Genomic DNA, 20,251 nt, shown 5'->3' with positions numbered 1-20,251 from the left:
CGCCATGAAACTGCTCGCCTTTGAAACCGCCACCGAAGCCTGCTCCGTTGCCCTGTATGTGGATGGGCAGGTGCTGGAGCGGTTCGAGATCGCCCCGCGCCGGCATGCCGAACTGAGCCTGCCGTGGGCCGAAGCGCTGCTGGCCGAGGCCGGGGTGGCGCGTTCGCAGCTGGATGCGATCGCGCTGGGGCGTGGACCGGGCGCGTTCACCGGCGTGCGCCTGGCAATCGCCATTGCCCAGGGCATTGCGCTGGCGCTGGACCGCCCGCTGGTTCCGGTCTCCACGCTGCAGGTGCTGGCACTGCGCGCGCCGGCCGATGCCGACCACGTGCTGAGCAGCATCGATGCGCGCATGGGTGAGGTGTACGTGGCCCGGCAGGTACGGGTGGACGGCCAGTGGCAGTTGCAGGGCGAAGAGACGGTGTGCGCGCCGGAGGCGGTGGTATTGCCCGATGGCACGCGCTGGTTCGGCGTGGGCACCGGCTTCGGTGCGGCCGAGGATGTGTTGGCCCGCCGCCTGGGCGATCAGCTCGACGGCGTGGATGCCCAGGCGCTGCCGCGAGCGTCGGATGTGCTGGCGCTGGCGGTGCCGGCGTTCGCGCGCGGGGAGGGCATGGCCCCCGAACGGGTTGAGCCGGCGTACCTGCGCGACAACGTCGCCTTGACCCTGGTCGAGCAGCAGGCGGCGCGGGCGGCGAAGCAGGCGTCCTAGGAAGGCGCCAGCCACGCATGGCGTGGCTCTACCGGGGCGATCATCCAAGGGGCGAGGGCCGGCAAACGGGCGGTAGCGCCACGCCATGCGTGGCTGTACGGTCCGGCGATGCTGACGATCAGCGGTCGTCGCGCAGCGTGCCGCCGGGCAGGAACGCCCAGGTGCGGGTGACCTGCAGGATCTCCACGCCGTCCTCGGTCTTGGGCAGGGGCGGGAACGGCTGGGCCAGGCGAATCACCCGCAGGGCCGCTTCATCCAGCAGCGGGGTGCCGCTGCTGCGCAGGATGCGGGCGCTTTCCACGCTGCCATCGCGGCGCACCCCGACGGTAATCACTACCTGCCCACCCAGCCGACGCTGACGCGCCTCATCGGGGTAGTTCAGGTTGCCCACGCGCTCGGCGCGGTCGACCCAGGCACGCAGGTAATTGGCGTAGGCGTATTCCCGGGTGCTGGCCGAGACGAACTTGCGGTTCGGGCGCTTGGCGTACTGCGCCGAGCGCAGGTGCACCTCGGCGGCCAGGCGGGCCATCTCGGCGTCGCGCTGCTCGCGTGCGTTCAGCGGTGCCTCCGGCTGCGGATGCTCGGGCAGCGGTTGCGGCTGGGCGCTGGCGACCTGCTCGGTGCTATTGCGGCTGGACACCACCCGGGTCTGCGGCGGCGGTGGGCTGGCCGCGTCCTGGCGCTGCTGCGGCACCGGCGACAGCCCGGCCTGCGGCTGCGGCACGATCCCGGCCTGGTTGTCGCGCGGTCGCAACGCCTTGTCGTGGTCGCCGCCGCCCTGCTGGTTGGCCTGGGCCAGGAAGTCGGCCTGCCTGGGCGTGAGCGGGGTCTGGGTCTGGCTGAAGATCACATCCAGGGTCGGCACCAGCGCGGCCTTGTCGCTGACCGCAAAGCCCACGCCCAGGATCAGCAGCGCATGCACCAGCAGCGACAGCGCCAGGGTCGCGCCCAGGCGCTGCGATTCGCGTGCCTGCAACGGCACCAGCGGCGCGACCGTCGCGGTCATCGCGGCAGACCGGCCTCGATCGCATCGAACAGCGTCCCGGCGATGTTCAGCCCGAACTGGGCGTCCAGCTCGCGCACGCAGGTCGGGCTGGTGACGTTCACTTCGGTCAGGTAATCGCCGATCACGTCCAAGCCGACGAAGCGCATCCCGCGGCGCTTCATCTCCGGGCCGACCTGGGCGGCGATCCAGCGGTCGCGCTCGCTCAGCGGGCGGCCTTCGCCGCGGCCGCCGGCGGCCAGGTTGCCGCGGAACTCGTCGCCCTGCGGGATCCGGGCCAGACAGTAGTCCACCGGCTCGCCATCCACCAGCAGGATGCGCTTGTCGCCGGCGGTGATGTCCGGGATGAACTTCTGCGCCAGGGCCAGCGTGCGCTCGCCGTCGGTCAGGGTTTCCAGGATCACGTTGAGGTTGGGATCGCCGGTGCCGCTGCGGAAGATCGAGCGCCCGCCCATGCCGTCCAGCGGCTTGAGCACGGCCTGGCCGTGTTCCAGCACGAACGCCTTCAGGTCGGCGTTGCGGCGGCTGACCAGGGTCGGCGGGCAGCACTGCGGAAACAGCAGCGCAGCCAGCTTTTCGTTGAAATCGCGCAGCCCCTGCGGATCGTTGACCACCAGCGCGCCGGCCTGCTGGGCCACGCTCAATACATGGGTGTCGTAGATGAATTCGGCATCCACCGGCGGGTCCTTGCGCATCAGCACGACCTGGCCGGGGCCGAACACGGTCTGGCTGAATTCGCCCAGGCTGAACCAGTCGGCCTTGTCCTCGCGCACCTGCAGCGGGGCGGTGCGGGCCACCGCCTGGCCGTCGCGCAGGGCCAGCCCACCGGGGCTGACGTAGTGCAGGGCGTGGCCGCGGCGCTGGGCTTCCAGCAGCATCGCGAAGGTGGTGTCCTTGGCAATCTTGATATGGGCGATGGGGTCCATCACCACGATGACGTTCAACGGCATGGTCGCAACCTGGCGGGCAGGGCGATGATGGTAGCCGCAACCGCGCCCGCCTGCCTGCCCCGGACCGGTGCAACGCAGTGTCCGGCGGCCGGCCCGGTTTGCGCAAAACCGGCGCCGGCCGTCACCGCCGACCCGCCTGCGGCTTGGCTGAAGTGGCCGCGCTTGAAGCCTGCGCCGGAAGTGCGATATAGATACGCTTTCGCAGCGGCGCCGGACCAAAGCAGAAGCGTCGCGCGCTCGGGGAAAGGTAATGACTGAAAACATGGCTGCGGGTGGGGAACTCGCAGGGCTCAGGGTCATGGTCATCGATGATTCGAAGACCATTCGCAGGACCGCCGAAACACTGCTCAAGCGCGAAGGCTGCGAGGTGGTGACYGCGACCGATGGTTTCGAGGCGTTGGCCAAGATCGCCGACCAACAGCCGCAGATCATCTTCGTGGACATCATGATGCCGCGTCTTGACGGGTATCAGACCTGTGCGCTGATCAAGGGAAATCAGCTGTTCAAGTCGACCCCGGTGATCATGCTGTCCTCCAAGGACGGCCTGTTCGACAAGGCGCGCGGCCGCATCGTCGGCTCGGAGCAGTACCTGACCAAGCCTTTCACGCGTGAAGAACTGCTGGGTGCCATCCGCACATACGTCAACGCCTGACCAGGGGGGAAAGGCACAATGGCTCGAATCGTTCTGATCGAGGATTCACCGACCGACCGTGCGGTGTTCACGCAGTGGTTGACCAAGGCCGGGCATGAGGTTCTCGAAGCGGACAACGCCGAGGACGGGCTGGTGCTCGTCCGCGAGCAATCGCCGCAGCTGGTCCTGATGGACGTGGTGCTGCCGGGCATGAGTGGCTTCCAGGCGACCCGCGCGATGGCGCGCGACGCGGAGACAAAGCACATCCCGGTGGTCATCGTCAGCACCAAGGCGATGGAAACCGACAAGGCGTGGGGGCTGCGCCAGGGGGCCGCCGACTACATCGTCAAACCACCGCGCGAGGAGGACCTGATCGCGCGGATCAACGAGTTGGTGGTCTGATGCGTTCTCCTTTCGACATCCTCGAAGTCTACGAACGGCGCAGCCTGGCCCACGCCGTGCAGCTGCCCGAACGGCAGKTCGCGCAGGACCTGTGGCGTGGCGTCGGCTACCGGGTGGGCAAGCGGCATCTGGTCTCGGATTTCCGCGAAGTGGTGGAAATCGTGCCGATGCCGCCGATCACCCCGGTCCCCGGCGCACAGCCGYGGCTGCTGGGCGTGGGCAACCTGCGCGGCAATCTGTTCCCGGTGGTGGACCTGAAGTACTTCCTGGAAGGCGAGCGCACCGTGCAGCAGGAAGGCCAGCGCGTGTTGATCATGCGCCAGGCCGGCGGCGACGTCGCCCTGACCATCGATGAACTGTTTGGCCAACGCAGCTTCGAGCAGAACCAGGACATCGCCGTCGGCGACCTGGCCAGTGGTCGCTATGCGCACTTCATCGACCGCGCCTTCCACGGCGACGGTCACGACTGGGGCGTGTTCTCGCTGTCGCTGCTGTCGCGTACTCCCGAATTCAGGCAGGCCGCAGCCTGATCGCTGCTGCCTGTCTCACCGCATTGAAGATCGAGGTTGAACGATGAGTACTGCTTCGGAATCCGCCAAGGCCGGCAAGCTCGGGTCGGTGGGAACCAATTTCTGGCTCGGCCTGCTGGCCCTGTCGATGATCGTGTTCGGCGTCAATACCGGCGTGGCCACCTGGCAGGGCAGTCGCCTGGCCGGCGCCAGTACCGGCGCGGCCGACCTGCAGGTGTTGTCCCAGCAGCTGGCCAACCAGGGCCGTGAGGCGGTGCTGGGCAACGCGCAGGCCTTCACCGCGTTCAAGGAAACCAAGACCCGCATCGAAAGCACGGTGAGCAGCCTGCAGGGCCGCTACGGCAGCGAAGCGAACGTGTCCGGTCCACTCAGCCAGCTCAGCCAGACCTGGGAGCCGCTCGGCAAGAGCGCCGCCCAGCTGGTGGCCAGTGAGCCGGCCGTGCTGGCCCTGGCCGGCAACGCCAACAACTTCGTCAATGGCGTGCCGGCACTGCAGGCACAGCTCAATGAAGTGGTCCGCGCGATGTCGGCCGGTGGCGCGCCTGCCTCGCAGGTGTACAACGCGCTGCAGCAGGTCGTGGTGGTCGGCTCCATGGCCCGCCGCGTGACCGAAATGCGCGCCGGTGGCGGCGGTGCCGCCGCGGCAGGCGACGCGCTGGCCCGCGACTCGGTGGTGTTCACCCAGGTGCTGGATGCGCTGCGCAATGGCAACGAAGAGCTGGGCATCGCCCCGGTCCGCAATGCCGGTGCACTGGCGGCGCTGGAACAGTCCCAGAAGCAGTGGGACACCATGAAGAAGGACGCCGATGCGATCCTGGCCAGCTCGCGCCAGCTGTTCTCGGCGCAGTCCTCGGCCGCGGCACTGACCGGCGGCGCGACCAGGATGCTGGATGACAGCAAGAAGCTGTTCGAAGCGTTTTCCTCGTTCGGCTCGGTGCGGGATACGCGTCTGTTCCCGAACTTCTGGCTGGGCGTGATCTCCGGCGCGCTGTCGCTGATCGCCATCATCGGCTTCGTCAGCAGCACCGTGCGCAGCCGCTCGCGCGAGCAGGACCTGCGTTACCAGACCCAGGTGGAATTCAACAGCCGCAACCAGCAGGCCATCATGCGGCTGCTGGACGAAATCAGCTCGCTGGGTGAAGGCGACCTGACGGTGAAGGCCTCGGTGACCGAGGACATGACCGGCGCGATCGCCGACGCCATCAATTACGCCGTGGACGAACTGCGCCACCTGGTGACCACGATCAACGACACCTCGGCCAAGGTCGCGCTGTCCACCCAGGAAACCCAGGCCACGGCCATGCAGCTGGCCGAAGCGGCCGGCCACCAGGCCAACCAGATCACCTCGGCCTCGGACCGCATTGGCGAAATCGCGTCGAGCATCGAACAGGTGTCGCGCAACTCGGCCGAATCGGCCGACGTGGCACAGCGCTCGGTGGTGATCGCCGCCGAAGGCGCCGGCGTGGTCCGCGAGACCATCCAGGGCATGGACCAGATCCGCGACCAGATCCAGGAGACCTCCAAGCGCATCAAGCGCCTGGGCGAGTCCTCGCAGGAAATCGGCTCGATCGTGGAACTGATCAACGACATTTCCGAACAGACCAACATCCTGGCGTTGAACGCCGCGGTGCAGGCGGCCTCGGCCGGTGAAGCCGGTCGTGGTTTTGCGGTGGTGGCCGACGAAGTGCAGCGACTGGCAGAACGTACCTCCGGCGCGACCCGGCGTATCGAAGGCCTGGTCCAGGCCATTCAGGCCGATACCAACGAAGCGGTCAGCTCGATGGAGCAGACCACCGCCGAGGTGGTGTCCGGTGCACGCCTGGCCGAAGACGCCGGTACGGCCCTGACCGAAATCGAACGCGTGTCCAACGCGCTCAACAACCTCATCAAGAACATCTCGATCGCCGCCCAGCAGCAGTCGTCGGCCGCGTCGGACATCACCCGCACCATGGGCGTGATCCGTCAGATTACCGGCCAGACCTCGCAGGGCGCGGGACAGACCGCCGAGTCGATCGGCCATTTGGCACAGCTGGCGGCCGACCTGCGCCGCTCGGTTGCCGACTTCAAGCTGCCGGCGTGAGCCGCGGGCAGGGCGGAGAGGGAAGGAATCAGCAGATGATGCATCGCGAGAATTCAAAGCACGACACGCGCGCCACCCTGCCGGGAGTCCCGGCATGAGCACGCTGCGCGATGCCATGAGCCACGCCGCCCTGGGCTGGGTCAAGCCGGAGCTGGATGAGACCCTGCGCCAGGTGCGCAATGAGGTCGAGTACTACGTGGAGGACCCTGCCGACGGCAGCCGCATGCGCTTCTGCGCCGGCTACCTGCACCAGGTGCAGGGCACCCTGCGCATGGTCGAGCTGTATGCCCCGGCGATGGTGGCCGAGGAGATGGAACAGCTGGCCAACGCGATCGGTGCCGGTGAGGTGCCCGACCGCGACGAAGCCTGCGCGACCCTGATGCGCGGCAGCGTACTGCTGCCCGACTATCTGGAACGCCTGCAGAACGGCCACCGCGACATTCCGATCGTGCTGCTGCCGCTGCTCAATGACATCCGTTCGGCGCGCGCTGCGCCGGGCATCAATGAAAGCGTGCTGTTCGCTTTCGCCCCGGACAGCGTCAGCGCCACCGAGGCCGAACTCGACCACGCGCGCGGCAGCCTCAGCGGCCGCAACCGCGAGCTGCTCGACACCGTCGGCAATGCGGTCAAGGAAGAACTCCTGCGGATCAAGGACGCGCTGGACCTGCACCTGCGCACCGGCGGCGAGCCGGTACAGCTGCAGACCCAGGTCAACGAACTCGGCGCGGTCGCCGATACCCTGGGCATGATGGGCCTGGGCGTGGCCCGTGGCGTGGTCGTGCAGCAGCGCGATGCGCTGCGCGGGGTGGTCGACGGCGAGCAGCAGATCGATGAGAGCCTGCTGCTGGATATCGCCGGCGCACTGCTGTACGTGGACGCGTCGCTGGATGACCAGGTCGCGCATCTGGGTGCCAACATCAGCGGTGAAGACGATCCGAGCGCGGTGGAAAACCGACGCACGGTGGAAGTGCTCGCGCATGAAGCGATCGCCAACTTCGCCGCCGCACGCGAACACTTCGTCGCCTTCATCGAAACCAACTGGAACCATCAGCAGCTGCAGGAAGTACCGCGCCTGCTTGGCGAGGTCGCCGGTGCGCTGCGCATGCTCGACCTGGCCACGCCGGCCGACTACCTGCAGGGCGTACGCCAGTACATCGCGGTGGAACTGATCGGCCGCCAGCGCGTGCCCAGTGGCCGCCAGCTGGATACGCTGGCCGATGCCATGGCCAGCCTGGAGTACTACCTGGAAGCGCTGCGCGAGCGTCGCCCGGGCCGCGACGAAATCCTGGACATCACCCGCACCAGCCTGGAAACCCTGCGTTACTGGCCGCTGCCCGATGCGCATGCCGCCGCCCCGGATGCCAGCGCCGAAGCGCTGCCGGTGGCACCGGAAGCGATCGAGCTGGCGCCCTGGGAAACGCCGGCGCCGGAACATATCGACACCGCCATGGCCGCGTCCGCACCTGCCCCGGGCAGCGTGCCGCCGTCGCTGCCGGATTTCACCTTCGACCCGCTGCCCGATGCGTCCGCCCCGGCACCCGCCGCAGACGCGGGCGATGCCGCCGGCCTGGTGTTTGCCGCCTCCACCGCCAGCGTCCCGGACGCGGTGCAGTGGACGCTGTCCGACCCGGCCACGCGCGATGACGCCGCCAGCTTCGTCCACTTCGACCCGGTGTTCGCCGAAGACACCACCGCGACCCGCTGGGACACCCAGCCGCCCATGCATGCCGCGCTCGACGCGCTGGATGCGCTGCATGCCCAGGCCGCGCCGTCCGAGGCGGTGGAGCCGGCCGACAGCCACGCGCCGCTGTCGTTCAGTGGCGGCTTCGACCCGGTCTCCGCCGAGCACGACGCGCTGGAGATCAGCGACGAGCCGATCACGTTCACCTTCGACGCGCCGCTGCACAACGCCGATGGCGTGCTGTCGCTGCAGATCGATGACGCCCCGGCCACGCCGGTGCAGGACGTCTTCGTCGACGCCGCGCCGGCCCTGGACGTTGAGCACCTGCCGCCGTTCCTGCAAGCCGAGGTCGATACCTTCGACGCAGGCACGGCAGAGCCGGCGCTGGACGTCGGAAACGCCGCAGCTGCTGCGGATGTCGCAGACGCCGCGGAAGCAGAAGCTGCAGAAGCTGGAGAAATCGCAGAAGTCGCAGACGCCGATGAGGTCATCGAGGCCTTCGAAGCCACTGACGCCACTGACGCGAGCGTGCCTGCGTTCGACGCCGATGCCGACGCCAACGCAGCTGACAGCGCCGATGCGCACGATCAGACGCCGCTCATCACCCACAGCAGCACCGGCGTGCATGCTGCGGTGATCAGCAAGATCGAACTGGACGACGAATCGGCGCGCTTCCTGGCCGAGCTCGACGCTGCTGCATCGCAGTTCAGCACCGAGCCGCAGGCCGCGCCTGCCGCCTCGCCTGCGGTCGCGGAAAGTGCTGCAGTCGACGATGCCGACAGCATCGAGGCCGGCTTCGAGGACGACGGCGAGAACATCGACCAGGACATCCGCGAGGTCTTCATCGAAGAGTTCGACGAGGAACTGGTCAACCTCGGCAATCTGCTGCCGGTCTGGCGCGCTGCGCCGGACAACATGGACCGGCTGCGTCCGATCCGTCGCGTGTTCCATACCCTCAAGGGCAGCGGCCGCCTGGTTGGTGCACGCACCTTGGGCGAATTCAGCTGGAAGATCGAGGGCATGCTCAACCGCGTGCTCGACGGCACCCGTCCGGCGACGCCGGCCGTGGTGGCGATGGTCGGGCAGGCCTACGACGTGCTGCCGCAGCTCAACGCCGCGCTGCGTGGCGAAGGCCGGGTGACCGCCGACCTGCAGGCCATGCAGGCCATCGCCGACCGCGTTGCTGCCGGCGAAGAGACCTTCCATGTACCGCTGCAGCGTGCGACCCCGGTCGTGGCGGCACTGGTTGAAACCGTTGAGACCATCGAGCCTGCTGTCCAGGCACCGGTGCAGGCGGTCGAGGCGACCGGCACGCCGGCCAACATCGATGAAGTCCTGCGCGAAATCCTTGAAGCCGAAGTGGACACCCACCAGGCGACCTTGCAGGCCTGGCTGCGCGAGGCCAGCGTGGCCCCGCAGCCGGTGACCGACACCCTGCTGCGCGCGGTGCACACCATGAACGGTGCGTTCGCGATGACCGACGTGCCGGAAATCACCGCGGTCACCGGCGTTGCCGAGAGCTACATCAAGCGCTCGCTGGCTGCCGATGCCACCCCGGATGCCGAAGGCGTGGACGCGCTGTCGGCCACCGCCGAGGCGATCCGCACCACCATGACCGCGCTGCAGGCCGAGGCGCCGCGCATTCCGGTGCAGACCGCGCTGGCCGCGCGCCTGCAGGCGTTGGCCGACACGCTGCCCGAGGCACGCTGGCCGGCGCTGGTCGCCGACGACGAGCTGGCGTTCGAGCAGGACGCGCTGGACGCCCTGGAACAGGAGGATGCCGCGCAGGCCTTCGCCGCAGACGACGTCGCCGTCGCCGCGCCTGGGCAGGACGCGCTGTCCACGCTGCCGCAGGCAGACGGGCAGGGCGGCTACGCCGGGCGGGATGACAGTGCCGATGCGCAACTGCAGCAGGCCGAGCTGGAGGCCGACGCACTGTCGGTGGTCGACCTGGCGTCGATCGACGCCGAGGACGCAGGCCAGGCCGGTGGCGTGGAAGCGCATGTGCCGGAGGCCGATGCCCTGGCGTTCGGCGAACTCACCGCGAGCGATGACCTGTCGGCGTACTTCGACGCCGAGCTGCCGACGACGCCCGCCGCGGTGAGCGCGGACGATGCCGCGCCGCCTGCCGATGGCCCGCAGCCGGACGATGCGGGCGCCGCACAGGTCGTGCACGACGGACTGGACGCGGTCGAACTGACCGGCGCCGAGGACCTGTCGCGCTACGTCGATCTGGATGTCACCCCGGCCGCCGACGCGCCCGTGGTGGATGCGCCGATGGCGGAAGTGGCCGGCGATGACGCGCAGACTGTCGACGCCGAACTCGGCACCGACGTCGAAGCCGAAGCCGACGCCGACGCCGACGCCGAAATCGCAGACGAACCACTGGTCGAGGCGGCCGAGGTCGAGGCTGTCAACGCAGACACCGGTACCGCTGGTGTTGACGCTGTCGCGGAAGAGCAGGCGGAAATCCCCGCTTTCTCCGAGCGCGATGTCGACACTGCCACCGAAGAAGAACGCGAGGCATTGGAAGACGCGCTGCCCTCGACCCCGGCGTTCGGCGAGCTGGTCGACGAGCAGCAGGTGCTGGACGATGGCCTGACCGTCATCGACGCGCCGACGGCACGGGACGACACCGACAGCGTGCTCGGCCTGGATGCCACCCATGAGATGCAGGAGCAGCACGACGAGGCCGATGCCTTCGCCGAAGACGCGGTGGATGCCGATGCCACCGAGACCGCCGCGCCCACGCCGTTCTTCGAACTGGAAGACGCGCCCGTGGTCGCGGCGGCCGGAACCGCAGCCCTGGCCTCGATCGCGGCCGGCACGAGCACGAGCGGCACGTCGGCTGCCAACGACGCGGTCGGCCTCGACGCTGAAGAAAGCGTCGAAGAAGACAGCACCGAGCCACTGGACTTCAGCGTTCTGGACGAGGAGCTGGTCGACATCTTCGTGGAAGAAGGCAAGGACCTGCTCGACCATTGCGATGGCCTGATCAGCGAACTGCGCGCCGCGCCGAACGACCGTGACGTCATCGCCGGCCTGCAGCGCGACCTGCACACCCTCAAGGGTGGCGCGCGCATGGCCGGGATCAACCCGATCGGCGACCTCGGCCACGGCATCGAATCGTTGCTGGAAGCCGTTGCGTCCAACCGCACCGACATCGACCGCAGCGATGTGCACCTGCTGGAACGTGGCTTCGATCGCCTGCACCAGATGCTGACCCGCACCGGCCAGCACCGCAGCGTGGCGATGCCCGAGGACCTGATCGGCGCCTTCGAACAGCGCACCTTGGGCCGGGTTGAGCCGGTCGCGGCCGACAGCGCCGTCGATGCACCCGATGCCGCCCCGGTGGAGGTCGACACGGCCGTCGCCGAGGCCCCGCTGTCCGCGCCGTTGCCGTTGGAGGCCAGCAGCGAAGACGACATGCTGGCCCGTCCGCAGCAGGAGCAGGTGCGCGTGCGCGCCGACCTGCTCGACCGTCTGGTCAACCACGCCGGTGAAGTGGCGATCTACCGCTCGCGACTGGAACAGCAGCTCGGTGCCTTCCGCGGTGCGATGGGCGAACTGGACCGCACCAATGCGCGTCTGCGCGACCAGCTGCGCCGCCTGGACCTGGAAACCGAGGCGCAGATCGTCGCCCGCTACCAGCGCGAGCAGGACCAGGCCGACCACAAGTTCGATCCGCTCGAACTGGACCGTTTCTCCACGCTGCAGCAGCTCAGCCGCGCGCTGAACGAGTCGGCGGCCGATCTGGGCGGCCTGCAGGGCGTGCTGGACGACCTGTCGCGCCAGTACGACGTGCTGCTGCAACAGCAGTCGCGGGTCAGCTCGGAACTGCAGGATGGCCTGATGCGGGCGCGCATGGTGCCGTTCGACGGGCTGGTGCCGCGCCTGCGTCGGGTGGTCCGCCAGGCCGGCCAGGACACCGGCAAGCAGGTCCACGTCACCCTGGATGGAACCCACGGCGAACTGGACCGCAACGTGCTCGACCGCATGGTCGCGCCGCTGGAACACATGCTGCGCAACTCGGTCGCGCATGGTCTGGAAACCCCGGACCAGCGTCGCGCCGCCGGCAAGCCGGAGGAAGGCGAGATCGCCATCCGCCTGCGCCGCGAAGGCTCGGAAATCGTGCTGGAAGTGGCCGATGACGGCGCCGGGCTGGACCGCGAGGCGATCCGTCGCCGCGCCGAACAGCGTGGCCTGATCGAGGCCGACGCCGTGCTCGGCGATGCCGAACTGGACGCGATGATCTTCTCGCCCGGTTTCAGCACGGCCGAGCAGGTCAGCCAGCTGGCGGGCCGTGGCGTGGGCATGGACGTGGTGCACAACGAAGTGCGCCAGCTTGGCGGCTCGGTGGACATCCACTCGGTGCGCGGCCAGGGCGTCACCTTCACCCTGCGCCTGCCGCAGACGCTGGCGGTCACCCAGGCGGTGTTCGTGCAGATCGGCGAGACCACCTTCGCCGTGCCGGTGGCCTCGGTCAGCGGCATCGGCCGGATCTCGCGCGAGCGCTTCGAGACCATCGACGGCAGCTACCACTACGGTGGCGAAGCCTTCGCCCTGCACGATCTGGGCACGCTGATCGGCCAGGGCCAGGCCCGCGCCGAAGGCCAGGCCCAGGTGCCGCTGCTGCTGGTCCGCGCCGGTGAACTGCGCGCGGCCGTGGCCATCGACCAGGTGCTGGGCAACCGCGAAATCGTGGTCAAGCCGGTCGGCCTTCAGATCGCCTCGGTGCCGGGTATCTACGGGGCGACCATCACCGGCGATGGCCGGGTCGTGGTCATCCTGGACGTTGCCCCGCTGGTGCGCCGCTTCCAGGCCAATCCGCACAAGCCGATCGCCCCGACCACCCAGGTCAGCGACCGCGACGTGCCGCTGGTGATGGTGGTCGACGATTCGCTGACCATGCGCAAGGTCACCGGGCGCATCCTGGAACGCCACAACTTCGAAGTGGCCGTCGCCCGCGATGGCGTGGAAGCGCTGGAGCGGCTGGAAGAACGTGTGCCCGACCTGATGCTGCTGGATATCGAAATGCCGCGTATGGATGGCTATGAACTGGCCACCGCGATGCGTGCCGATCCCCGCTACAAGGACGTGCCGATCGTGATGATCACCTCGCGCAGCGGCGACAAGCACCGTCAGCGCGCCTTCGAAATCGGTGTCCAGCGTTACCTGGGCAAGCCTTACCAGGAATTGGACCTGATGCGAAACGTGTACGACCTGCTGGGGATCGCCCGTGTCCGCGAATGACCTGCCTTCGCTGTTGTCGGTAGCGCTGCTGGCGCGGGTCGGTCCTGCCCGTGAGCGCCTGCGTGAGGCGCTGGCTCAGGCCGGCGCCACCCTGGTGCTGGAGGAAGATCCCAACACGCTGGAGCTGCAGGCGCTGCGTGACGCCGCGCCGGGTGCGGTGCTGATCGCGCTGGAGCCGGCGATCGAAGACGCGCTTGAACGGCTGGACCCGGTACTGGGCTCGCCGTCGCTGACCCTGATTTTCGACGAAGCCGAACTGGCCGCACGCCGCGATGGCTGGGAAGCCCAGCGTTGGGCGCGGCACCTGGTGGCCAAGCTGCATGGCCACCACGACGTATTGCCGCCGGGTTCGGAACAGGACGGCCTGCTGCAGCCCGAGCCGGGCCTGCCGACCACGCCGGCACAGCTGCATGCCGATGCCCCGTTGGACTTCCATGTGCGCGAGGCCTTCGACGCCGCCGGCGACGTGCCGGCCGATGGCCTGTACCAGGCGCCGGATACGATGAGCGAGCCGATGTCGCTGGAAGAGGCGCTGGCCGCGCTGCAGCCGGCGTCGTCCGCGCCGTCCGCGCCGCCGCCGGTTCCCGTGTCCGCCCCGCCGGCTGCGCCGCCGCGCGTACCCCTGGGCGATCACAGCAGCTGGTCGCTGGTGGATGATGATGCGGTCGAGGCGATCGCACCGCCGCCGTCGGCACCCGCCGGCGCCGCAGCGCCGCCGACCGATTTCGACATCGCGCGGCTGTCGCTGGTGGAACTGGAGGCCGAGCGCCCCGCCGACGGCGCCGCCGCCGGTGCCGTGCTGGTGCTGGCCGGCATCGGCGGGCCGGACGCGCTGCGTCGCCTGCTGGCCACGCTGCCGGCCGGGTTGGCCACGCCGGTGCTGGTGCATATGCGCCTGGACGGGGGCCGTTACGGCAACCTGGTCAAGCAGATGGCGCGCGTCTCGGCGTTGCCGGTGGTGTTGGCCGAAGCGGAACAGCCGGTGCAGGCCGGCAACGCCTACATCCTGCCCGATGACGTGGGCCTGGCCGTTCGCGATCGCGGGCTGTATTTCAGCGCCGATGCGCAGGGTGTCCAGGTCGGCACGCTGCCGCCGGCCGACAGCGCCGTGGTGCTGCTCAGCGGCGCCGATGCCAGCCACGTGGATGCGGTGCTGGCGCTGGCCGGAGAAGGCGCCTGGGTGGCCGGGCAGGTCGGTGAAGGCTGCTACGACCCCACCGCCGCCAACGCCGTGGTCGCCGCCGGCATGCATGCCGGCGAGCCGCCGCAGCTGGCCCATAGCATCGTCGAACGTTGGGGCGTACGCGAGTAATCGCCGCGCCCCCTTCCAGGAATCACGCCATGAGTTACGCCAGCAACGACGAAATCCGCGGGGTATTGATCCAGGCCGGGCACGAACGCGTGCTGCTGCCCAATGCCACCGTGGCCGAAATGATGTCCAAAGTCGCCGTGCAGACCGTGCCCGATGCGCCGGCCTGGCTGGTCGGGCAGATCGCCTGGCATGGCTGGGACGTGCCCCTGCTGTCGTTCGCCCGGCTGTCCGGGCTGGGCGATGAGCTGGTGACCAGCAACAACAAGGTGGTGGTGCTCAAGGCACTGGGTGGCAACGCCAAGCGCCCGTACTTCGCCCTGCTGACCCAGACCTTCCCGCAGTTGATCGCGGTCCCGCGCGACGGCCTGCTGGCCGACGCTTCCGAGGAAACCCTGCCGCAGGGCGTGCACATGCGCGTGCTGCTCGGCGAGCAGAGCGCGCTGCTGCCGGACCTGGATGCGCTGGAAGCAGCGCTGGACGAGGCCTACCCCGTCGCGGGGTGAGTCTTCGCGTTCGCGAAGGCTCCCCACGATCTGCGGAGCAGATCGTGGGCCCCCGTGGACCATGCCTCCAGATCCCCGCGCCAGGCGGCGCGCCCCCTTGACTCAAGGGGGCTGTTCCACCCGATGCTTGCCGGAGTGCCGGAGTGCCGGAGTGCCGGAGTGCCGGAGTGCCGGAGTGCCGGCGTGCTTCGGCGCCCGTGCCTTCCCCTGTATGTTGGCACCGCGTTTGGCACGGCGTTCGTATCGATCAACGACCCATACCTGCCGAACGCGCACGATTCGGCCCTCCGGTAGAGCCACGCCATGCGGGGCTGCTGTTGCCGTTGCCACTTACCCCAGGTCGCCCAACCGCGCCTGCACGGCGGCGATCGCGGCCAATCCGGCGGTTTCGGTGCGCAGGATGCGCGGCCCCAGTTGCAGGCCCTGGAAGCCGGCCTCGACCAATGCCTGGCGGTCGCGTGGCGACCAGCCACCCTCCGGGCCGATCGCGATCACCACTCCGCCCGGTGCCGGCTGCAGGGTGGACAGGCGATGCTCGCCGAGCGGGTCCAGGGTCAGTTTGAGCGCCTGCGCAGGCATCTGCCGTGCGGCGTCCAGCAGCGATTGCGGCGCCGCCACGTTGGGCACCCGCGCGCGCCCGGATTGACCACACGCCGACACCACCACGCTGGTCCAGTGCGCCAGCCGCTTCTCGGCGCGCGCCGCATCCAGTTTCACCTCGGTGCGCTCGGCGTTGACCGGCACGATCGCCGCCACGCCCAGTTCAGTGGCCTTCTGCAGGATCAGGTCCATCTTCTCGCCACGCGCGATGCCCTGCAGCAGGGTGATGTGCAGCGGCGACTCGTTGTCCAGCGCGCTGGCCGCGTCGATCCGGACCTGCGCGTCGCGCTTGCCCACCACCACCAGGGTGGCGTGGTAATCGTGCCCATCGCCGTTGAACAGCACGCAGCCGTCGCCTTCGCGCAGCCGCATGACCCGCACCAGGTGGTTGGCCGCCTCTTCGGGCAGCGACAGGGTCTGGCCGACGGCCAGCGGGGTGTCGATATGGCACCGGGTCATGCGCATGCAACGGCCTCCTCGATTGCAGCCAGGGTGGTCTGGGCCAGCAGGTCCAGGTGTTCGTCTTCCACGCAGTACGGCGGCATCCAGTACAGCACGTTGCCCAGCGGCCGCAGCACCACCCCACGCTTGAGCGCGGCCGTATAGGCGTGCAGCCCCACCCGCGCCTCGGCGGGGAAGGGCGTGCGTTTGTCGCCATTGCGGGTCAGTTCGAAGGCCACCACCATCCCGGCCTGGCGCACATCGGCCACGTGCGGGTGGTCATTGAACGGAGCGGCCAGTGTGCGCATCACCTCGGCGGTGCTGCGGTTGCGCGCGATCACGTCTTCGCCGGCGAAGATGTCCAGCGTCGCCAGTGCGGCGGCGCAGGCCAGCGGATTGCCGGTGTAGCTGTGCGAGTGCAGGAACGCGCGCTCGCGCGAATCGTCCAGGAACGCGTCGTACAGCGCCTGGGTGGCCAGCACCGCCGACAGCGGCAGGAACCCGCCGGTCAGGCCTTTGGACAGGCACAGCAGGTCGGGCATCACCCCGGCCGGCTCGCAGGCGAACATCGTGCCGGTGCGGCCGAAGCCGGTGGCGATCTCGTCGGCGATCAGGAACGCGCCGTTGGCATCGCACAGTGCGCGCGCGCGCTGCAGGTAGACCGGGTCGTGCATGCGCATACCGCCGGCACATTGCAGGCGCGGTTCCAGGATGACCGCGCAGATCTCACCGGGGTGCTGGTCGAACAGCGTGGCCAGCGCGTCGGCGGCCTGGTGGGCGCGCTGCGCGGCGCTCTGGCCGGGCTCGGCCAGGTAGGCGTCCGGCGAGGGGGCGAACAGCGCCTCGGTCAGCAGCGGGGCATACACGCGGCGGTACAGCGGGATATCGCCCACCGACAGCGCGCCCAGCGTTTCGCCGTGGTAGCCGTTCTCCAGCGCCACGAAGCGGGTGCGGTGGTGCTCGCCACGGTTGCGGAAGTAGTGGAAGGCCATCTTCAGCGCCACCTCGACCCCGGCCGAGCCGTTGTCGGCATAGAACACCTTGGCCAGCGGGTCGCGTCCGGCCTGGCGCGGGGCGATCGCCAGCAGGCGCTCGGCCAGACGCACCGCCGGTTCATGGCTGAAGCCGGCCAGCATCACCTGCTCCAGCTGGGTCGCCTGGTGGGCGATGGCGGCGCCGATCCGCGGTTCGGCGTGGCCGAACAGGTTGGTCCACCAACTGCTGACCCCATCCAGGTAGCGTTTGCCGTCATGGTCGATCAGCCACGGGCCTTCCCCCCGGGCGATCGGCACCAGTGGCAGGGTGTCGGGGTGTTCGCGCATCTGCGTGCACGGGTGCCAGAGCACGGCCAGGTCGCGACGGCGCCACTGGTCGGCCAGCGATAGGGGGGCTGGGTCTGCTAGCATTTCGGGCTCATGAAGACGTTTTCACCAGCTCCCATTCTAGAGAGGCTCGCATGAGTCGTCGCCTGCCCATCATCCACCGCATCACGGACGAGCAGAGCGGGCCGTTCCAGCGCCAGCACCTTGATCTGGAATTCTCCAACGGCGAACGCCGCCGCTTCGAGCGCCTGATCAGCCATGGGCATGGCGCGGTGGTGGTGGTGCCGATGCTTGACGATGAAACTGTTCTGCTGGTGCGCGAGTACGCCGCCGGCGTCCACCGCTACGAACTGGGCCTGGTCAAGGGCCGGATCGATGCCGGCGAAACGCCGGTGCAGGCCGCCAACCGCGAGCTCAAGGAAGAAGCCGGTTACGGCGCGCGGCGGCTGGACGTGCTGCGCGCGATGACCCTGGCGCCCACCTACATGAGCCACCAATCGTGGCTGGTCGTGGCGCGCGACCTGTACCCGGAGCGGCTGGTTGGCGATGAGCCCGAGGAACTGGACGTGGTGCCCTGGAAACTGGCCGACCTGGACCAGCTGATGCTGCGCGAGGACTTCTCCGAAGGGCGTTCACTGGCGGCGCTGTTCATCGCCCGCCAGTGGCTGGGCGGCCAGGAATGATCAAGCTCACCACCGATCTGCGCGAAACCGTCATCGCCATCGCCCAGGACGCGGCCGCCGCCATCATGGCCGTGTATGCGACCCCGTTCGATGTGGAAATCAAATCCGATCGCAGTCCGGTGACGGCCGCCGACCTGGCCGCCAACCACGTGATCGAGCGCGGCCTGCAGCAGCTCACCCCGGACCTGCCGATCCTGTCCGAGGAATCGGCGCAGGTGCCGTGGGAGGTGCGCCAGCACTGGGGCGCCTACTGGCTGGTCGACCCGCTCGACGGCACCCGCGAGTTCGTCAAGCGCAACGACGAGTTCAGCGTGAACATCGCGCTGATCTACCAGGGCGCGCCGGCATTCGGCGTGGTCCTGGCCCCGGTGAGCGGCACGGTCTGGCACGCCATGCGCGGCGAACTGGCCTACCGCCGGCTGGGCATGCACGATTCGGTCCTGCGCGCGCGCACCCCGGCCACCGCGCCGCTCAAGGTCGCCGCCAGCCGCTCGCATCGCAGCGAACAGACCCAGGCGCTGCTGGACCGGATGGGCGACATCGAGGTGATCGCGCAGGGCTCGTCGCTGAAGTTCTGCCGGCTCGCCGAAGGCACGCTGGACGTGTATCCGCGGCTGGGCCCGACCTCCGAATGGGACACCGCCGCCGGCCAGTGCGTGCTGCACGCCGCCGGTGGCGCGGTGCTGTCGGCGGCCACCGGCAAGCCGTTCCGCTACAACCGCCGCGAGAGCCTGTTGAACGGCGATTTCATCGCCCTGGGCGACACCCGCCTGCCATGGCGGCAGTGGCTGCCGGCCTGATCGCTGCAAAGGAGCATGGGATGACCGCGACTGCTGAACTGGACCGCCTGCTGGGCATCATGGCGCGGCTGCGCGACCCACAGGGCGGCTGTCCGTGGGACCTGCAGCAGGATTTTGCCAGCATCGCCCCGTACACCATCGAGKAGGCCTACGAGGTCGCCGATGCGATCGACCGCGGCGACCTGGACGACCTTCAGGACGAATTGGGCGACCTGCTGCTGCAGGTGGTGTTCCATGCGCAGATGGCCAGCGAGCAGGGCGCCTTCGCGTTCGCCGACGTGGCCCGTTCGATCAGCGACAAGCTGCAGCGCCGCCACCCGCACGTGTTCGCCCAGGTGCAGGTGGATGGCGCCGAGGGCGTCAACGCCAACTGGGAAGCGATCAAGCGCGCCGAGCGTGCCGCCAAGGGCGACACCGACACCTCCGCACTCGCCGGCATTTCACGCGGACTGCCCGAATGGCAGCGGGCGATGAAGCTGCAGGCGCGCGCGGCGCGGGTTGGTTTCGACTGGCCCGGTCCTGCGCCGGTGATCGACAAGGTGCGCGAAGAACTGGATGAAGTCGCCGCCGAGTTCGCACAGGGCCCGGTCGAGCACAACCAGKCGCGCCTGCAGGAAGAACTGGGCGACCTGTTGTTCGTCTGCGCCAACCTGGCCCGCCACGCCAAGGTGGACGTCGGCGCCGCGCTGCGCCAGGCCAACCACAAGTTCGAGCGCCGCTTCCGCGCGATGGAAGCCAAGGCCGACGCGGCCGGGCAGGCGCTGGCCGCGCTGGACCTGGACGCGCAGGAAGCGCTCTGGCAGCAGGCCAAGGCCGACGAAGCCAAGCCGTGAAGACGCTGCTGCTGTTCGTGCTCACCGCCGTGGCGGAAATCGTCGGCTGTTACCTGCCGTGGTTGTGGCTGCGCAAGGACGGCAGCGCGTGGCTGCTGCTGCCGGCGGCGGGCAGCCTGGCGCTGTTCGCCTGGCTGCTGACCCTGCATCCGGCCGCCAGCGGCCGTGTGTATGCGGCCTACGGTGGGGTCTACATCGGCACCGCGTTGATGTGGTTGTGGCTGGTGGAAGGCATCCGCCCCAGCCGCTGGGACCTGCTCGGCGTCGCCCTCTGCCTGGCCGGCATGATGGTGATCATGTTCGCCCCGCGCACCACCTGAGAGGAGGTAGTGCCGGCCGCTGGCCGGCTCCTCGGAAACCGTCCCCGAACGCGCACTGCCGGCCGCTGGCCGGCTCCTCGGAAAGCGTCCCCGAACGCGCACTGCCGGCCGCTGGCCGGCTCCCCGGAAAGCGTCCCCGAACGCGCACTACCGGCCGCTGGCCGGCTCCACGGCCGCCTTTTGCAGAGCCAGAGC

Annotated in this window: 16 protein-coding genes; 12 read left to right on the top strand and 4 right to left on the bottom strand. The window is 69.1% G+C overall.

Annotated elements, in window-relative coordinates:
• Nucleotides 1–4 precede the first annotated feature (4 nt).
• Complete coding sequence (tsaB, locus tag ACXJKH_RS00515; RefSeq protein WP_457317885.1) at nt 5–712, top strand: tRNA (adenosine(37)-N6)-threonylcarbamoyltransferase complex dimerization subunit type 1 TsaB; 708 nt, start codon at nt 5–7, stop codon at nt 710–712.
• A 118-nt stretch (nt 713–830) separates the two neighbouring features.
• Here the strand turns inward: tsaB and ACXJKH_RS00510 are convergent, their stop codons facing one another.
• Both ACXJKH_RS00510 and gshB read right to left on the bottom strand, forming a co-directional pair.
• Nucleotides 831–1,718 (bottom strand): TonB family protein, encoded by an 888-nt coding sequence (locus tag ACXJKH_RS00510; protein ID WP_457317884.1) that lies wholly within the window; start codon nt 1,716–1,718, stop codon nt 831–833.
• Complete coding sequence (gene gshB, locus ACXJKH_RS00505) at nt 1,715–2,665, bottom strand: glutathione synthase (protein ID WP_256776868.1); 951 nt, start codon at nt 2,663–2,665, stop codon at nt 1,715–1,717. Before gshB ends, ACXJKH_RS00510 begins: the two co-directional genes overlap by 4 nt.
• 250 nt (nt 2,666–2,915) lie before the next feature.
• On the opposite strand from gshB, the gene pilG reads away from it, so the two are divergent.
• The 7 genes from pilG to ACXJKH_RS00470 all read left to right on the top strand — a co-directional run bounded on the left by pilG (nt 2,916) and on the right by ACXJKH_RS00470 (nt 15,057).
• On the top strand, nt 2,916–3,317 hold the full coding sequence (pilG, locus tag ACXJKH_RS00500; RefSeq protein ID WP_017356958.1) for a twitching motility response regulator PilG: 402 nt from the start codon (nt 2,916–2,918) through the stop codon (nt 3,315–3,317).
• A gap of 18 nt (nt 3,318–3,335) precedes the next feature.
• On the top strand, nt 3,336–3,698 hold the full coding sequence (locus ACXJKH_RS00495) for a response regulator (RefSeq protein ID WP_457317883.1): 363 nt from the start codon (nt 3,336–3,338) through the stop codon (nt 3,696–3,698).
• Nucleotides 3,698–4,228: a chemotaxis protein CheW gene (locus ACXJKH_RS00490; protein WP_457317882.1), complete on the top strand. Its 531-nt coding sequence runs from the start codon at nt 3,698–3,700 to the stop codon at nt 4,226–4,228. Before ACXJKH_RS00495 ends, ACXJKH_RS00490 begins: the two co-directional genes overlap by 1 nt.
• A gap of 43 nt (nt 4,229–4,271) precedes the next feature.
• Entirely contained in the window at nt 4,272–6,308 is a 2,037-nt protein-coding gene (locus ACXJKH_RS00485) for a methyl-accepting chemotaxis protein (RefSeq protein ID WP_256776865.1), read from the top strand.
• Nucleotides 6,309–6,402: 94 nt separating this feature from the next.
• Complete coding sequence (locus ACXJKH_RS00480) at nt 6,403–13,242, top strand: Hpt domain-containing protein (protein WP_457317881.1); 6,840 nt, start codon at nt 6,403–6,405, stop codon at nt 13,240–13,242.
• Complete coding sequence (locus tag ACXJKH_RS00475; RefSeq protein ID WP_457317880.1) at nt 13,229–14,554, top strand: chemotaxis protein CheB; 1,326 nt, start codon at nt 13,229–13,231, stop codon at nt 14,552–14,554. Before ACXJKH_RS00480 ends, ACXJKH_RS00475 begins: the two co-directional genes overlap by 14 nt.
• A 29-nt stretch (nt 14,555–14,583) precedes the next feature.
• Complete coding sequence (locus ACXJKH_RS00470) at nt 14,584–15,057, top strand: chemotaxis protein CheW (protein WP_256776862.1); 474 nt, start codon at nt 14,584–14,586, stop codon at nt 15,055–15,057.
• Between the two features lie 330 nt (nt 15,058–15,387).
• Here ACXJKH_RS00470 and ACXJKH_RS00465 read toward each other — a convergent pair whose 3' ends face one another.
• A complete protein-coding gene (locus ACXJKH_RS00465) occupies nt 15,388–16,122 on the bottom strand; it encodes a 16S rRNA (uracil(1498)-N(3))-methyltransferase (RefSeq protein WP_457317879.1) in 735 nt (244 codons plus the stop codon).
• A complete protein-coding gene (gene bioA / locus ACXJKH_RS00460; protein ID WP_457317878.1) occupies nt 16,113–17,504 on the bottom strand; it encodes an adenosylmethionine--8-amino-7-oxononanoate transaminase in 1,392 nt (463 codons plus the stop codon). Before bioA ends, ACXJKH_RS00465 begins: the two co-directional genes overlap by 10 nt.
• A 50-nt stretch (nt 17,505–17,554) precedes the next feature.
• Here bioA and nudE point away from each other — a divergent pair, with 50 nt between their 5' ends.
• Genes nudE through ACXJKH_RS00440 form a run of 4 tightly spaced genes read left to right on the top strand, consistent with a single transcriptional unit; the run spans nt 17,555 to nt 20,056 of the window.
• Nucleotides 17,555–18,103 carry an ADP compounds hydrolase NudE gene (nudE, locus tag ACXJKH_RS00455; protein WP_457317877.1) on the top strand — a complete coding sequence of 183 codons (549 nt, stop codon included), beginning with the start codon at nt 17,555–17,557 and terminating at the stop codon, nt 18,101–18,103.
• Nucleotides 18,100–18,903, top strand: a complete 804-nt coding sequence (gene cysQ / locus ACXJKH_RS00450) for a 3'(2'),5'-bisphosphate nucleotidase CysQ (RefSeq protein ID WP_457317876.1) — start codon at nt 18,100–18,102, stop codon at nt 18,901–18,903. Before nudE ends, cysQ begins: the two co-directional genes overlap by 4 nt.
• 20 nt (nt 18,904–18,923) lie before the next feature.
• Entirely contained in the window at nt 18,924–19,736 is an 813-nt protein-coding gene (mazG, locus tag ACXJKH_RS00445) for a nucleoside triphosphate pyrophosphohydrolase (RefSeq protein ID WP_457317875.1), read from the top strand.
• Nucleotides 19,733–20,056, top strand: a complete 324-nt coding sequence (locus ACXJKH_RS00440; RefSeq protein ID WP_457317874.1) for a YnfA family protein — start codon at nt 19,733–19,735, stop codon at nt 20,054–20,056. Before mazG ends, ACXJKH_RS00440 begins: the two co-directional genes overlap by 4 nt.
• Nucleotides 20,057–20,251: the final 195 nt, after the last annotated feature.

This window comes from Stenotrophomonas sp. P5_B8, from assembly GCF_054049855.1.
This window is presented reverse-complemented; position numbering and strand designations above follow the sequence as displayed.

Bases quoted from the DNA above. Each gene is read 5' to 3' on its own strand.
- tsaB (WP_457317885.1), top strand. From the start codon at position 5: ATGAAACTGCTCGCCTTTGAAACCGCCACCGAAGCCTGCTCCGTTGCC.
- ACXJKH_RS00510 (WP_457317884.1), bottom strand. From the start codon at position 1,718: ATGACCGCGACGGTCGCGCCGCTGGTGCCGTTGCAGGCACGCGAATCG.
- gshB (WP_256776868.1), bottom strand. From the start codon at position 2,665: ATGCCGTTGAACGTCATCGTGGTGATGGACCCCATCGCCCATATCAAG.
- ACXJKH_RS00495 (WP_457317883.1), top strand. From the start codon at position 3,336: ATGGCTCGAATCGTTCTGATCGAGGATTCACCGACCGACCGTGCGGTG.
- ACXJKH_RS00485 (WP_256776865.1), top strand. From the start codon at position 4,272: ATGAGTACTGCTTCGGAATCCGCCAAGGCCGGCAAGCTCGGGTCGGTG.
- ACXJKH_RS00480 (WP_457317881.1), top strand. From the start codon at position 6,403: ATGAGCACGCTGCGCGATGCCATGAGCCACGCCGCCCTGGGCTGGGTC.
- ACXJKH_RS00470 (WP_256776862.1), top strand. From the start codon at position 14,584: ATGAGTTACGCCAGCAACGACGAAATCCGCGGGGTATTGATCCAGGCC.
- ACXJKH_RS00465 (WP_457317879.1), bottom strand. From the start codon at position 16,122: ATGCGCATGACCCGGTGCCATATCGACACCCCGCTGGCCGTCGGCCAG.
- bioA (WP_457317878.1), bottom strand. From the start codon at position 17,504: ATGCTAGCAGACCCAGCCCCCCTATCGCTGGCCGACCAGTGGCGCCGT.
- nudE (WP_457317877.1), top strand. From the start codon at position 17,555: ATGAGTCGTCGCCTGCCCATCATCCACCGCATCACGGACGAGCAGAGC.
- cysQ (WP_457317876.1), top strand. From the start codon at position 18,100: ATGATCAAGCTCACCACCGATCTGCGCGAAACCGTCATCGCCATCGCC.